The sequence below is a fragment of the Acinetobacter sp. YH12201 genome, assembly GCF_013418145.1.
Lineage (GTDB): Bacteria > Pseudomonadota > Gammaproteobacteria > Pseudomonadales > Moraxellaceae > Acinetobacter.
The window spans coordinates 1-13,755 of the sequence record NZ_VPCP01000080.1; the positions used below are offsets into that span (position 1 = coordinate 1).

General features: G+C 37.4%; 14 protein-coding genes and 2 pseudogenes. 10 read left to right on the forward strand and 6 right to left on the reverse strand.

What is annotated here, in order from left to right; translation table 11 throughout:
- Positions 1-128 precede the first annotated feature (128 nt).
- From FTU91_RS13440 to FTU91_RS13460, 5 genes and pseudogenes are all read left to right on the forward strand, one after another.
- Positions 129-599: pseudogene (locus FTU91_RS13440) on the forward strand (IS3 family transposase); the annotation flags it as partial.
- Positions 600-1,053: 454 nt separating this feature from the next.
- Entirely contained in the window at positions 1,054-1,287 is a 234-nt protein-coding gene (locus tag FTU91_RS13445) for a hypothetical protein (protein WP_086197365.1), read from the forward strand.
- 859 nt (positions 1,288-2,146) lie between these two features.
- Complete coding sequence (locus FTU91_RS13450; RefSeq protein WP_180082456.1) at positions 2,147-2,341, forward strand: hypothetical protein; 195 nt, start codon at positions 2,147-2,149, stop codon at positions 2,339-2,341.
- A 781-nt stretch (positions 2,342-3,122) separates the two neighbouring features.
- Positions 3,123-4,280, forward strand: coding sequence for an MFS transporter (locus FTU91_RS13455; RefSeq protein ID WP_180082458.1), 1,158 nt, complete (start codon positions 3,123-3,125; stop codon positions 4,278-4,280).
- A gap of 256 nt (positions 4,281-4,536) precedes the next feature.
- Positions 4,537-5,016 (forward strand): hypothetical protein, encoded by a 480-nt coding sequence (locus FTU91_RS13460; RefSeq protein WP_086197360.1) that lies wholly within the window; start codon positions 4,537-4,539, stop codon positions 5,014-5,016.
- A gap of 82 nt (positions 5,017-5,098) precedes the next feature.
- Here FTU91_RS13460 and accC read toward each other — a convergent pair whose 3' ends face one another.
- The 4 genes from accC to FTU91_RS16685 all read right to left on the reverse strand — a co-directional run bounded on the left by accC (position 5,099) and on the right by FTU91_RS16685 (position 8,343).
- A complete protein-coding gene (gene accC / locus FTU91_RS13465; protein ID WP_086197359.1) occupies positions 5,099-6,463 on the reverse strand; it encodes an acetyl-CoA carboxylase biotin carboxylase subunit in 1,365 nt (454 codons plus the stop codon).
- A 17-nt stretch (positions 6,464-6,480) separates the two neighbouring features.
- The gene (accB, locus tag FTU91_RS13470) at positions 6,481-6,900 is read right to left on the reverse strand and encodes an acetyl-CoA carboxylase biotin carboxyl carrier protein (RefSeq protein ID WP_086197358.1); all 420 of its coding nucleotides are present in this window, start codon (positions 6,898-6,900) and stop codon (positions 6,481-6,483) included.
- A 16-nt stretch (positions 6,901-6,916) separates the two neighbouring features.
- Positions 6,917-7,372 (reverse strand): type II 3-dehydroquinate dehydratase, encoded by a 456-nt coding sequence (aroQ, locus tag FTU91_RS13475; RefSeq protein ID WP_180044147.1) that lies wholly within the window; start codon positions 7,370-7,372, stop codon positions 6,917-6,919.
- A gap of 599 nt (positions 7,373-7,971) precedes the next feature.
- Positions 7,972-8,343 (reverse strand): hypothetical protein, encoded by a 372-nt coding sequence (locus FTU91_RS16685; RefSeq protein ID WP_257221745.1) that lies wholly within the window; start codon positions 8,341-8,343, stop codon positions 7,972-7,974.
- Between the two features lie 859 nt (positions 8,344-9,202).
- Between FTU91_RS16685 and FTU91_RS13485 the strand changes: the two genes are divergently transcribed.
- Entirely contained in the window at positions 9,203-9,343 is a 141-nt protein-coding gene (locus FTU91_RS13485; protein ID WP_166169875.1) for a hypothetical protein, read from the forward strand.
- A gap of 125 nt (positions 9,344-9,468) precedes the next feature.
- Here FTU91_RS13485 and FTU91_RS13490 read toward each other — a convergent pair whose 3' ends face one another.
- Positions 9,469-10,089, reverse strand: a complete 621-nt coding sequence (locus FTU91_RS13490) for a LexA family transcriptional regulator (protein WP_180082460.1) — start codon at positions 10,087-10,089, stop codon at positions 9,469-9,471.
- 128 nt (positions 10,090-10,217) lie between these two features.
- Between FTU91_RS13490 and FTU91_RS13495 the strand changes: the two genes are divergently transcribed.
- From FTU91_RS13495 to FTU91_RS13510, 4 genes are all read left to right on the forward strand, one after another.
- Positions 10,218-10,583: a hypothetical protein gene (locus FTU91_RS13495; RefSeq protein WP_166169928.1), complete on the forward strand. Its 366-nt coding sequence runs from the start codon at positions 10,218-10,220 to the stop codon at positions 10,581-10,583.
- Positions 10,584-10,721: 138 nt separating this feature from the next.
- Entirely contained in the window at positions 10,722-10,985 is a 264-nt protein-coding gene (locus FTU91_RS13500) for a hypothetical protein (protein ID WP_180082462.1), read from the forward strand.
- Positions 10,986-10,989: 4 nt separating this feature from the next.
- Positions 10,990-11,739, forward strand: a complete 750-nt coding sequence (locus tag FTU91_RS13505; RefSeq protein WP_180082464.1) for a zeta toxin — start codon at positions 10,990-10,992, stop codon at positions 11,737-11,739.
- Positions 11,740-12,426: 687 nt separating this feature from the next.
- The gene (locus tag FTU91_RS13510; protein WP_180082466.1) at positions 12,427-13,191 is read left to right on the forward strand and encodes an alpha/beta fold hydrolase; all 765 of its coding nucleotides are present in this window, start codon (positions 12,427-12,429) and stop codon (positions 13,189-13,191) included.
- A gap of 25 nt (positions 13,192-13,216) precedes the next feature.
- Here the strand turns inward: FTU91_RS13510 and FTU91_RS13515 are convergent.
- Positions 13,217-13,627, reverse strand: a pseudogene (locus tag FTU91_RS13515) (M15 family metallopeptidase); the annotation flags it as partial.
- Positions 13,628-13,755 lie beyond the last annotated feature (128 nt).

Genomic DNA, 13,755 nt, shown 5'->3' on the forward strand with positions numbered 1-13,755 from the left:
AAATGCCTTTGTGCACTGGAAAATGGGATGTTTACCATCGGTTGGATAATGGGAGCCGGATGAGCTGAGAGGTTCATGTCCGGTTCTGCGAGGGGCTAAGGGTGAAATTCCCTTGGTCTACTCACCCCTATATCCGTACTCATGAAGGGTGGCTATATCTCGCAGTTGTGATTGACCTGTTTTCACGTCTTGTAGTTGGCTGGTCGATGAAATCCAGAATCACGACAGACCTGGTTTTAGATGCATTATTGATGGCTTTATGGCGAAGAAAACCACAGACTAAAGTTCTGATTCACTCTGACCAAGGCAGCCAATACACCAGCCATGAATGGCAGACATTTCTCAAGCATCATAATCTTGAAAGTAGTATGAGTCGCAGAGGAAATTGCCATGACAATGCTGTTGCAGAAAGCTTCTTTCAGCTATTAAAGCGGGAACGAATTAAGAAGAAAATTTATGCATCAAGAACTGAAGCCAGATCGGATATTTTTGAATATATTGAGATGTTCTACAATTCAAAACGCAGACATGGTTCCAATGGTCAGCGTTCTCCATTAGATTATGAAAAAGCCCATCAAAAGATGGTTAGGTGTGTCTAGAATTTTGGTGGCTATTCAACCACAGAGGCAGAGATGCTACTTGCTATCATCATTTTATTTAACATTTGCTTTCTCCCATTGATTTCCCTTAAAGGCAATTGTGAGGCAAATAACACATAATAATTTTATAAAACTTTTCTCAATTCATTTGATTATTAACGAATAATCCACATAAATCGATCAAAAGATGAACATTGTTTATGTCAAATGGGCAGCATCAATTTTTTTCTTATCATGATTATTTTATTTCAGTGCAATTGATCTTAATCATGGACATATTAACGCTATGTTATACATGGTCTAAATGTAAGTCATGGACTGGATTGATAAAGAAGCTCATAGAAAGGTGGATTTTTTTCTTTTTGATAAAATTTCGATCAATCTATTTTATAGGTGATTCAGTTTGAAATTTTAGTATGTCAGAATGTATCCTCCAAACAGAGGGTAAATACAGATGTCTGATATAGAACTAAAAAAATTAGATGAATTGCTTGAAGCAGCTGCCAAAAAAGGCAAAAAAGTTGAGAAAATCTTGCTAGGATATAAAGCTTATGTTTGCTTAATGGGGGATACATCATTTCATGATGAGGTGATGAATTCAGCTATAAATCCGAACAAACGTAAATATAAAAAGCATAAAATTAAGGTTACCCAAGATGAGTACCAGTTTGAGTTAAAATATGTATAGCTCATAATTTTAGAAAACAGGCCTATAGAAATATGGGCTTTTTATTTCCTGAAAAAAGCAAGTCTTCATGCTAGTCGTCCGCTTAGATACCTCACATTAAGCAGGCTTTTTCATATTGTATAAATCATTAATTAAGACTTATTAATAATGTGATTTAATTATCATTATTTTATTTTTTGGTATGTTTTGCCACTGAAAAATATTTGAATAGTGTACAAAATACCCATCAGAAACTGCTGTAGTTTCTGAATGACCTCCCAAGGTCCTTAGTTTATAAGCCCACATCGTCTTTCCATGAGTGGGCTTTTTTTTGTATAGGGAAAAGCTGTATACCTTATTTAATTCCATTTCATACTGGTACTGTGTAGACATAGGTTGTGAGTGGTGTTTAGGGAATTCAGTTAAAAAAATGGTGGGATATGATTAAGAAAATTATTAAATCTATTTTTTGCAAGCATGATTACAAACTGATTCGAACTATTCATGGTGATCAGATTAATCACTTAAATGCTCGTAGTGAGTGGCAATGTGAAAAGTGTAAATGGATCACATATGGTCGATATTTAGATCGAATTAAATAAATCCTGTTTCACCATAATTAAAATATCCTAATGATACATCCATAGCTAATGGGACAATATTCAGGTCTAGTTGTTTGTAATTTAATGTCACGTGATAAATACGATAATTTGTTAAAGTTTCTTAAATGAATAAAAAGCCAAAGAATTAAATTTAAGAGCTCATCGAAAGGTGTGATTTTTATTTGTCACATTCATTTACTATTCTTTGGGAAAAATACCGAGCTGGTGTTATGAGTGCATAAACTAAAGATGAATTACAGCTATTCTTGGCAATGGTAATGCAAGAGAATGAAGAATTAAAGGAAGAAAACCGAAAGTTATTGTTAATGGTTGCTGATTCTACCGAGCAAATAAAGAAAGCTGCTTATATTATTGAAGAGTATCAGCAAATGTTTAATGAGATTACTGAGGCGCTTCGGACTCGTTATGCTGCAGAGTTTACAGTTGTTGAAGATATTCCAAAACACCGCTGAGCTGTCTAAGTATCAGAGTCTAAGTTGTTCAATGTTAGGTTAGAACATGCCATGCAGCTCTGATGCAGATTACGATTAATAAAATGACTATGTATAAAAGAAATCCACCAATTCCAGATGCTTGATCAAGTCTGTAATGGTAAGCAATAAAGAGCAGAAACAGAATCCCAAGGATATAAAGCATTGTGGTTCTTAATTTTTTAATAATTATTGGTAATATGATAAGTATTGAGGTGAGGAAATGCAAAAAGCCGTGTTTCCTATCAATTCCTATTCAGATGACTGAATATTTGAATGGCGGGCATGACTTCACTGTGGCGAAATTTGGTATTCATTTGCTTGGGCTTCATTGGTCGCCGTAGCAAAAAAAGCGTATGAGACTGGGTCTCAATGTGAAAAGGTCATGTTTAACCAAGGTGGATGGAAGAAAGTATGCCAGGAATAGCACTACAAACTCACTTCCATACCCATACTCACCATCAAAAAAACTATCCCAAACAGTTCAGCCTAATTCTCTCTAGATTTTTTATGTCAATTGAATATTTTTTAAAACAAACAGCTCAATAAAGAAAGTCTCTATAAAATATATTTATATCCATTTTATAAATTTTTACTCTAAAATCAGTAAGGTTAGGGCTACTTAATAGGAGTCTACAAAAAATGAAAAAATATTTATTTTAATTTTTGTAGACTATTGAAGTGCAATTAGTGGCAAAACCATGCAATGTGATGCAACTATTAAATGTTTTAAGTTATTGAAAATACAATGGAATGCAACTAAATGCTAAGCTTGCCAATCCAGCACAAACTGTCAGGATTCTACTTCTTCTACTATTCCATCGTTGGTACGTTCATGCCTTTTTGGAATTTGTATCTGGAAGATCAAGGCTTTAATTATCAAGAGATTGGATTGTTATCTTCAATCGCAATCATTACCCGCTTTTTCGCGCCGTTCATTTGGGGATGGATTGCCGATAAATCGGGCAAAAGAATGCTATTGGTCCGTATAGCTACATGGATGGAATCCTGTATCTGGTTCATGATTTTTTTGATCCCAAATACCTTTCAGTCTGTTGCACTGCTTATGCTGATTTTCAGTTTTTTTCAGAATGCCATTTTAGCGCAGTTTGAAGGGGTTACGTTGTTCTGGTTGGGGGATAAGCGCAATCAGCTGTATGGGAAAATCAGAAAATGGGGCTCGGTGGGTTTTATTGTAGGCGTTTTTGGTATTGGTGCCTTACTTGAAATTGTCGCTATTTCCATGCTCCCGCTGATGTTGCTGTGTATCGCATTTTTGGCTTTTCTTTGGTCTTTTAGCATTAAAGAACCCAGCACAGCCCCACAATCACAACAACAATTAGAACCGTTGTTGCCGATATTAAAACGGCCTGTAGTGGCTGCTTTTTTTGCTATTGAATTTGTTTTGTTATTTTCCCATGCTCCATTTTATAGTTTCTATAGTAACTACTTGCATCAAGCCGGTTTTTCGACGACTGAAATTGGTTTGTTGTGGTCCGTCGGGGTGGTTGCAGAAATTATCATGTTTGCTTTTGCCCATATTTTCTTGACCCTGTTTTCGTGGCGCAGTCTTGTCAGTTGCTGTCTGGTCCTGACCGGTGCACGGTGGATTGTTGTTGGACTATTGCCTCATCTCTTGGTGGCACAGTTTTTAGCCCAAAGCATTCATGCCTTTAGTTTTGGCCTGTTTCATATGATAGCCATGCGCATTATCTTTCAAAACTTTTCCGCAGGTCAGCAAGGACGCGGTCAGGCCATGTACAGTACCATGTGGGGCTTAGGTGTCGCTTTAGGAAGTATTCTGGCTGGAAAATATTGGCAAGTCATCTCAGGAGAAATGGTTTTTGTTCTTGCTGGGCTTTCAACAGTTGTGGGTTTGCTATTTGTGCGCTGGCTACCGAAATATATTCAACATGGCTAAAGAATTTTTTAAAAAAGTCAGTATTTTATATTTATAACCAATATTGCCGCTGTGTGGTCTTTATTATACAGTTGCATTAGTATGAAAAATTCTTGTTTCAGTGTTGTGATAAAACTATTGATTCTTTTGGCTTGGTAGACCAATTTTTTGTGCAAATTCAACCTGAAATTATATTGTTGTAATATGGTGATAAATACTGGTTTTTCATAAAAATATGCTAAGTTATAACAAAGGATTTTTAGCACTGAATTGATGTATGAAAAAAACATATTTTACAATTTTACTTACATTGTGCTCATCTGTTGCGATGGCAAATGACAATCAAGCTGTAGTCGCAACAGAAGAAAATGATCGAGCTGAAAATTCGAATACCATTCGTATTGTGACTCGTCCAGAAATTGTTGGCTTATGGGGGATGCAAGTTGCCAACAATAATAAATGCATTGAATATTATAATTTTAAATCGAATAACAATGTCATTATTAAAAGTGGCCAGGAGTGGTCATCTGGAATTTATGATTTTCAACCAGCTCAAGAGGAACGTTCCTTATTATCTGCACTGGTTTTACAAGTAAAGTATGACAATAATGAAAAGGATTGTTCAGGTCTGCAAGAAGACCAGACTGGCGAGATTTCCCAATATTTTGTGCAGTGGAAAAATGCATCAACAATAAATTTCTGCAGTAATGAAAAAGCTGAACAGTGTTTTGCCACCTTGCGCCGTGTTTTACCTTAATCATTGTTCATGATTTTATAAATATATCGTTATACAGATAAAAAAACCGCTCATAAAGAGCGGTTTTTTTATATCGGTTTATTTAAGACGCTTCTTGATAAGCTTCCAGCTTTTTCAATAAGTGTTTTTCCAGATAGTGAATATCCATCGCTTCTTTACAGAAGTTTTCATCTTCCAGAATCAAATCTCTATGTAAAGGAATGTTGGTTTTCACTCCGGTCAGGATCGTTTCTTCTAATGCCTGTTTCATACGTGCAATAGTCGTATCTCGATCTTTACCATGGGCAATGAGTTTTGCAATCATTGAGTCATAATAAGGCGGAATGCTGTAGCCTGGGTAAATATGCGAATCCATACGGATACCTGCACCACCTGGAGCATAATAATTTTCAATTTTGCCCGGAGATGGAAGGAATGTGGTTGGATCTTCCGCATTGATACGGCATTCAATGGCATGACCGCGTACTTCCACTTGATCTTGTTGAATTTCAAGGCCAAGTCCGCCAGCAATACGCAATTGTTGCTCAATAATATCAATACCAGTGACCATTTCGGTAACAGGGTGTTCAACCTGAACACGGGTATTCATTTCAATGAAGAAGAACTCACCATCTTCAAACAGGAACTCGAATGTACCCGCACCACGGTATTGCATAAGCTTACATGCATTAACACAGGCTTCTAAAATTTCAGCGCGAGCTTCTTCTGGTAAACCTGGAGCAGGTGCTTCTTCCAATACTTTTTGATGGCGACGCTGTAAAGAACAGTCACGATCATACAAGTGAATGGCATGGCCATTACCATCTGCCAAAACCTGGACTTCGACGTGACGCGGTTTTTGCAGGAAACGTTCCATATAAACTGTATCATCACCAAACCACATTTCAGCATCACGCTGTGCGGCCTGAACCGATTCAAGCAGGGTATCGACACGTTCAACAATACGCATACCACGACCACCACCACCAGAAGCAGCTTTAACGATCAGCGGGAAACCAATTTCTTTGGCTTCTGCAAGGGCATTGTGAATAGTCACTGCATGGTCACAGCCTGGTACTGTTGGTACACCGGCTTTCTTCATGGCAATAATGGCAGAAACCTTGTTACCCATCAGACGGATGTGTTCCGGACGTGGACCAATAAAGATAAAGCCAGAATTTTCAACAATTTCTGCAAATTCGGCATTTTCAGACAAGAAACCATAACCTGGGTGAATGGCATCTGCACCGGTAATTTCAGCAGCAGTAATAATTGCCGGGATGTTTAAATAGCTTTCGCTACTTGCACCCGGACCAATACATACCGCTTCATCACAAAAGCGTAAATGCATCAGGTCTTTATCGGCATCGGAATAAATACCTACGGTTTTAATTCCTAAAGTTCTGCAAGCTCGGGTGATGCGTAAAGCAATTTCACCCCGGTTTGCAATTAAAACTTTTTGCAACATTGTGAATCCCCGTGGTCTTAGGCGCGATAGCGGAACAATGGTTGACCGAATTGAATCACTTCGCCATTTTTCACCAGAATTTCTTCAATCACGCCACTTTGAGTTGCTTCAATCGGGTTCATGATTTTCATGGCTTCAATAATACCCAGTGTTTCACCTGCAGAAACGGTTTGGCCCACTTTCACGAATGGTGCTTCACCCGGGTTTGGTGCTGCATAGAACACACCAACCATAGGCGATGTTTCAACTGCACCGCGTGGTGTTTTTGCAGCAGGTGCTGCAGCTGCAGTAGCTACAGGCATTGCAGGAACAGCTGCTGCTACCACAGGATTGCGACGGGTGAGGGCGATGGATTGGTCACCCTCTTTAACTTCGATCGCTTGTAAGTCAGATTCAATCATCAGGTCGATGAGTTTCTTGATTTTACGGATATCCATGAGACAGTATTCCTAATTATGATTGCTTAGAAGGTTGAATTTTATCGATGGCGAATTCCAGTGCAGCGCTATAACCTTTTGCACCTAAACCACAAATCACGCCAACGGCTTTATCGGATAAATATGAATGATGTCGGAATGCTTCACGTGCGTGTACATTGGACAAGTGGACTTCAATAAACGGAATAGCAACACCAAGAAGCGCATCACGTACTGCAACCGAGGTATGGGTCAACGCTGCAGGATTGATAATGATGAATTGAACGCCTTCTTTTTGTGCCTGATGAATTCGGTCGACAATTGCACCTTCCCAATTGCTTTGAAAAGTATTCAGGGAAACAGATGCATTTTGAGCTTGAGCGATGAGCTTTTGATTTATATCGTCTAGGGTAAGGTGTCCATAAACTTCAGGTTCACGCATACCGAGTAAATTTAGATTCGGTCCATGAATAACCAAAATGGTTGAGCCCATTCAGCTTGCTCCAATTATAAGTTTGCAAATATACCTTGCAAGATGTCAGCAAAGTTTGCGTATTATGGCAAATAATTCCGTATTTCTATTATAATTTGTTTAAATTGATACGGAAGCTATGTGTCAAAACTGAGCTATATGATGAGAATTTTGCAGGGAATTGGCAATGTTAAAAAATGACATTTTTTATAATTATTAATAGTTCCTACATTGTAAGCTAAATTGACCAAAACAGTTCATTTATTTTGTGTAACAGTCACGGTAGAATCATGAATAGGCAGCAGTTCCTTCCAGCAGATGGTATCGCGTGGGGAGTGGTGCTGCTGTTTCATCTACCAGACCGAATTGGCAGAATGATAGACCACCTGTATACAATCCGATCCATAGCATTGTTGCATTTTCAACAAGGTGTTCATTAAATTATCCCATTGTTGAATCAATGCTAAAAGTTGCCCTAAGCCATGAATATAGTGCTGTTTAACAGATAATGCACTAAAATGACTTCCACATTTCCACTTTCAAATATTTATAATTTATTTAAATAAAACATCTATTTGCTTTAATGAAAGCCAGCAAGTCATCGCTTGCATATTCAAGACTTAGCGCATAAGACAGCCTATTTTTATAGGGTGGGCCAGATACCTTTTCATAGCGTGAACATGGACACGGGTATACAATTGCTGCCGGTTTAAGCGTTTATGAGCACGGCTGACATAAAAAATCACTGCATGTTTGATGATTGATTTTTTGGTCAATACTGTAGCAAAACTGCGTGATAAAAGAATGCTTTTTGCTGGTGTTACAGGATCATTGAATGTAGTACATGATTGACCTTTTAATTCAGGAATTGTCCGTGCAATCATTACCGAGAATTGTTTGCCAAGATGATATTTATTGGCAAAAGTTAAGTCATAGCAACTATAAAACTTATAGTCTGGAAACTGTTTGCCGTTTTTACGACCAATACCCAAATTCCGATGACCAGTGTTTCTACGAGCAGGCTTTCATAACTGCATAAGTCTAAATGTGGTAAATAGCACAGAGACTTAAAACAAAGACTTATTTTGACAAAATAACTGGCCTGTTTGGCTTGGGTCTTAGTAATGCCACTCCTATGCAGCATAGTAAACCCAGTGATTGCTTAATGAGCTGGATTAAGATCCGACAATATTGTTCTAGATCAAAATATTTTGCATAACTGCTGTGCTGGATAAAACAATCATCAATTTAATGGTTAGTTGAGGTTCTAAATCATCAAGTGGAATGCTGTTCCAGAATTCCAAAAAGCGCTTTGACATATCTGTGTATAAAGCGTAGTTACTGAAAAATACTTTGACTCCTAACAGGCCAAGTCTATTGTTCAATTTTATAAAAATATAAGTACATTATTGGAAAGTATAACCACAGGTTGGCCATTTAAATGAGGATTAAATCTCCGTTCACAGCTTACATAGCAGTTTAATATCAATTAAGGCAAAGAGTTGGTTAGCCATTTTCCTTATTTTGAAATTGTAACGTTTTCAAGGTGAGGAAAATAAAATCGTTTATAAATTTCAAATTTTAAAAATTCGAATAATCAAGAGATCATTCGATAAAGAGCTTGAGCAGCATGTAAGGTTCAGTGTAATTAGCGTTAATAGCGTAAAGATGAAATTCAGTGATAGACTAAAAATCAGTAAATTAATATTTTGATCATTACAATGAATTAAGTCGAAACAGTTTGCAGGTTGGTTAATCAGAAATATCCGCTAGATTAATAAGAGTCGTAATTACATACGGCATATCCCTAGTAATCAGGGCTAGTAATCAATCGAAAGGATGGATATGAAAATGGCTAATCAACAACAATCGAATCCGCAAAGCGAAAATCAAAAGCATCAACAGCAACAGCAGCAACAAGACAATCAACGTCAGCAAAACCAAGGCAATCAACGCCAACAGCAGCAAAAAAACCCTCAACAGCAAAAATAATCCTAAAACTTGCTTAGGATTGATTATAAGCCTCAAGTTTACTTGGGGCTTTTATCTATCTTATCTGCGTATGTTAAAAGTAAAATTTTGATCTGTGCCGGCTATATATCAACTCATCAAATTTATTAGCGCAATTTTTTTAAAATACAGGTCACTACACCCCAGATCATCAACTGTTCTTCACTGCGCAAATAAATATCTGGATATTCTGGATTTTCTGCTTTTAACCAGATTTTCACTTCTCCATTTTTCTGTTTTTCTATCATTAATCGTTTAACGGTAAACTCATTATTGATTAAGGCCAAAACAATATCGCCATATTCTGCCTTCAAGCTACGGTCAACTAAAATCTGGTCATCAATGTCTATACCAGCATTCTTCATTGACAACGAATTTACTCGTAATACAAAGGTACTGGAAGCGTTGTGTACGAGATATTGATTTAAGTCGATAACGTCTTCCGTGTAATCCTGAGCCGGAGAGGAAAAACCTGCCTCAACCGATTCCATAGGATAAGGAATATCGAGTTGGGTCTGAATCTGTATTGAATGTAGTTCAATCTTTTGACTACGGTTATCTGCAGGTTTGGGTTTTAACCAGGACTTAATTTCAGATACTTTAGACTCGGGTACGCGCATGACGACAGTTTTTTCCTGATACTGGGTTTTTCGGCCAGCATTTTTACGTTTTCCGCCGTGACCATATTGAGGGCTTATTGTAGATTCTGTCGCATCTTGTGGTTTCATTTACATCTTTTTTGATTTCGTAACATTTTCAAGATTAGCAAAAAATATTGAAAATAAAAAGTTTAGCCATGTTAAATAGTTCTAAGTTAAACTGGGGCTATTCGGTTTTTATCTGCCAGAGAAGCGCAATGTCAAAAAAATCCCAACAACTTTCACCCTTAGAAGAGCTGATTGCAGAACAAAAGTTATTGTGTGAGGAGTTCGATTCTGCTTATGTCCAGGTGAGTGGTGATGATGTCGTAGCTATTGCGGTACAAACTTTAAATAAGGAACCGATTGTCGGGATTCGTAAAAAGCCTGAAACGGATGAAAATATTGGCTGGTTTATTTACGGGGGCGAACTGGAAGAGGGTGAAGACTTTTTCCAGACCATGACTGTTCGAGAATTACAGGATATTTTACCTGAAGTGCTGCCATACTTGGCTTTGGCTGAGGGTTTCCGCTTTATGATTGATCGTGAAGATTATGAAGATGTGTGGAAAGAAGACCAATAGTGCATGAGCCACGGAATCTGTGGCTTTAATTAACTTCACTGCAAAGCGTTACATTTCTATGTTGGTGTATTTATAGACAATTATTGCGGCTATGTTAATATAATAAGCAAATACACCTTGTGTAAGGGGAGTTGCTCCATGACAGCTTATACCATCATGAAAGCAGGCAAATATGAGGATGACATGATTCCTAAACTTGCCATACATGCTTTCCGTCACGCCTTTAACAAAGCATGTGCGGTAGCAACGGTCGTCTATGCAAAAGAACAGCAACTGTTACAACGCGAAATGAATGGACAAGAAACCGTGATTGCGGACTTGCATCAAGCCTATATCAGTGTTGATCATCTTCCTAAAGCTAAAGTTTTAAAACGCAAAAGAAAACAAGAGGCTGCTGTATAACTGAATGCCTCAACCAAGAATAAGGATGTTTGCCGGTCCTAATGGATCTGGAAAAAGCACAGTCAAAGAATATTTATTGCCCCATCATATTGGGGCTTATTTAAATGCCGATGAACTGGAGCAGAATCTTCGCTTGACTCAGCGACTGGATTTGATGAGCTATCATCCGGCATTAAAAGCCCAAGCTTTAATTGCTTTCCTTAAACAGAAAAAGCGTCCTCAATCTGGGCAGCTCGTCGCTTTATTGCAACAAGAGCCTACAGTATTCGATGATGGGAATATCCAGTTTCAAGCATCAGAAATCGATTCTTATCTTTGCGCACGGATTATTGATTATATTCGCCTGGAGTTTTTGCGCTTAAAAATCAGTTTTACTTTTGAAACGGTAATGTCTCATATATCTAAAGTTAAATTTCTACAACAAGCACAGCAGCAGGGATTTAAAACCTATTTATACTATGTTTCTACGGTTGACCCGAGAATTAATATTGCCCGGGTTAAATACCGGGTGAGTGTAGGTGGACATCCTGTTCCGGAGCAAAAGATTGTGGAACGTTATTATCGCAGTATGGATTTACTCATGCAGGCGATTGATGCCAGTGATCGTAGCTATTTGTTTGATAATTCTTCTAATGGCGAAAAAGCCGCTTTTATTGCCGAGATTGAAGCGGCTGAAACATTGAAAATGAACCCTGAGGTTCAACAGTTACCGTGGTGGTTTGCAGAAAAAGTATTTAAAGAATTTAGCGAATAATTCTTTATATCAAGATCTTTGGGATTAAAAAAACGAAAAAAATCAAACAAGATTTAACACCTGAATGGATATTATCTATCAATGTGCTGGATTATTATGCGCTGTCCAAAGCGACTATATTTGTCAAAATAGCCTAAGCAAGAATAACTTTTTACAGTTTATTTTCATACCAATCCTTCTGTAATTCTCCTAAAAGGGCAATGCAGTTACTTAACTCAATTCCATTCAAAAGTGTTATACGTTGAATAATCAAATTCAGGTTTTTCTTTATCATGTTGTCACAATTATTGACCCGAAGATAAAAAAGAAGATCACGCTATACAAGAAATATTCTCCTGAATGAAACTACAACAAAAGCAGATTTGTTGAAATGCGTAACCGCCGTGATGCAACATTGTCTATGCCTAAACTGATTTTATCTGCTTAAAATTGCCTCTGAATTATTTTAAATAATTTAATCTAAAGTAAAAAACAGGCCCAAAATAGGACATTGAGCCTAATTTTTTCATCTTAACAACTTCCAGTTTTATGCTCTTTTGAACATCTCTTAAAACAGAACAATTCATTAAAATTTTGCCTATACCTAAATAAATAGCCTAAGTAAAAAATATTTTAAGAAATTAACAATTGATTAAATACCTAATTTACTCAAAAATAATTTCATCTAAAAAGTAATGAAAACACTCCATGATTTTAAATCACCAAATACATATTAATGAAACTGCTACAGCAAAAAATACGCTGGTATTTATTCATGGCCTCTTTGGCAGTTTAAGTAATCTAGGTATGCTGGCACGTGCATATTATGAATCTCATTCAGTCATTCAAATAGACATCCGTAATCATGGCCATTCAGCACATGCAACAGAAATGAATTATGCTGTCATGGCAGCAGATATTCTGGAAACATTAGATAGTTTAAATATTCAAAAATTTTCTGCTATTGGTCATTCCATGGGGGGAAAAATTGCCATGCAATTGGCAAATCAGGCAGGGCAGAGATTAGAACAATTGGTGGTTTTGGATATGGCACCATTTGCATACCAGGAAAGCCATCATAAGCAAATTTTTAAAGCTTTGTTTGCAGTCAAAAATGCACAGATTGAAAGTCGGCAGCAGGCGACCCAGATTATGCGTGAATATTTACATGAAGAAATGGTGATCCAGTTTTTAATGAAGTCTTTTAATAAAGGCCAATGGTTATTTAATGTCGATGCTTTATTTAATCATTACTCAGAAATTCTGGATTGGAAGATGATCCAGCCTTGGCAAAAAGAGGCACTGTTTATTCGTGGTGGTAAATCTGCCTATATCAGTAAGGATGAACATTTCAGTGCCATCAAACAGCAATTTCCGCATGCTAAAATTCAGGTTATTGATGATGCTGGACATTGGCTGCATGCTGAAAAAACGCAATCAGTTCTGGATGAAATGAATCGATATCTAAACTAAGTTTAGATATCAAATAGGTTCCCTGTTATTCAAAAGCTTCATTGATAGAATCGGCCAACAGTTGATCTTCAGCCGTTAACTGTTCAGCCATTGCAGCAGTTTTTTTGAGCCCCGGCATTCGATACTCGCTATGACCATAATCTTGAATGGAGGTCCAACGGCCACCCCAGGTTAAACCGACCGATTCTGCAATAGTTCCATATAACTGGTAGCCTCGCATTGTCCAGGGATCAAGTTCTGAAATAACCACTTTACCATTACGCTTAAATGCAATATCGGCAGCCAAACCAAACTGATGATAACTTTGAAAAGCTTTGGCTCGAGTAATATGACTATTGCCAGCCAAGGCATTCTGGCGCTCTGGACTACGGTAACCCTCTAATAAAACCATTTCATAACCATAACGTTGTTGCATGATTTTAAATACCATTAATAAAGTAAGCGTCCGCTGAACCCCACTTTTCTTATTTTCTCAATATCCCGATAGTGTCCATTATTTATTAAATGGACATTATGTTTATGGCCTTAGACACTTTTATAGACACTGAACAAACGACAGAAAGA

Bases quoted from the DNA above. Each gene is read 5' to 3' on its own strand.
- FTU91_RS13445 (WP_086197365.1), top strand. From the start codon at position 1,054: ATGTCTGATATAGAACTAAAAAAATTAGATGAATTGCTTGAAGCAGCT.
- FTU91_RS13450 (WP_180082456.1), top strand. From the start codon at position 2,147: ATGCAAGAGAATGAAGAATTAAAGGAAGAAAACCGAAAGTTATTGTTA.
- FTU91_RS13455 (WP_180082458.1), top strand. From the start codon at position 3,123: ATGCTAAGCTTGCCAATCCAGCACAAACTGTCAGGATTCTACTTCTTC.
- FTU91_RS13460 (WP_086197360.1), top strand. From the start codon at position 4,537: ATGAAAAAAACATATTTTACAATTTTACTTACATTGTGCTCATCTGTT.
- accC (WP_086197359.1), bottom strand. From the start codon at position 6,463: ATGTTGCAAAAAGTTTTAATTGCAAACCGGGGTGAAATTGCTTTACGC.
- accB (WP_086197358.1), bottom strand. From the start codon at position 6,900: ATGGATATCCGTAAAATCAAGAAACTCATCGACCTGATGATTGAATCT.
- aroQ (WP_180044147.1), bottom strand. From the start codon at position 7,372: ATGGGCTCAACCATTTTGGTTATTCATGGACCGAATCTAAATTTACTC.
- FTU91_RS13485 (WP_166169875.1), top strand. From the start codon at position 9,203: ATGGCTAATCAACAACAATCGAATCCGCAAAGCGAAAATCAAAAGCAT.
- FTU91_RS13490 (WP_180082460.1), bottom strand. From the start codon at position 10,089: ATGAAACCACAAGATGCGACAGAATCTACAATAAGCCCTCAATATGGT.
- FTU91_RS13495 (WP_166169928.1), top strand. From the start codon at position 10,218: ATGTCAAAAAAATCCCAACAACTTTCACCCTTAGAAGAGCTGATTGCA.
- FTU91_RS13500 (WP_180082462.1), top strand. From the start codon at position 10,722: ATGACAGCTTATACCATCATGAAAGCAGGCAAATATGAGGATGACATG.
- FTU91_RS13505 (WP_180082464.1), top strand. From the start codon at position 10,990: ATGCCTCAACCAAGAATAAGGATGTTTGCCGGTCCTAATGGATCTGGA.
- FTU91_RS13510 (WP_180082466.1), top strand. From the start codon at position 12,427: ATGATTTTAAATCACCAAATACATATTAATGAAACTGCTACAGCAAAA.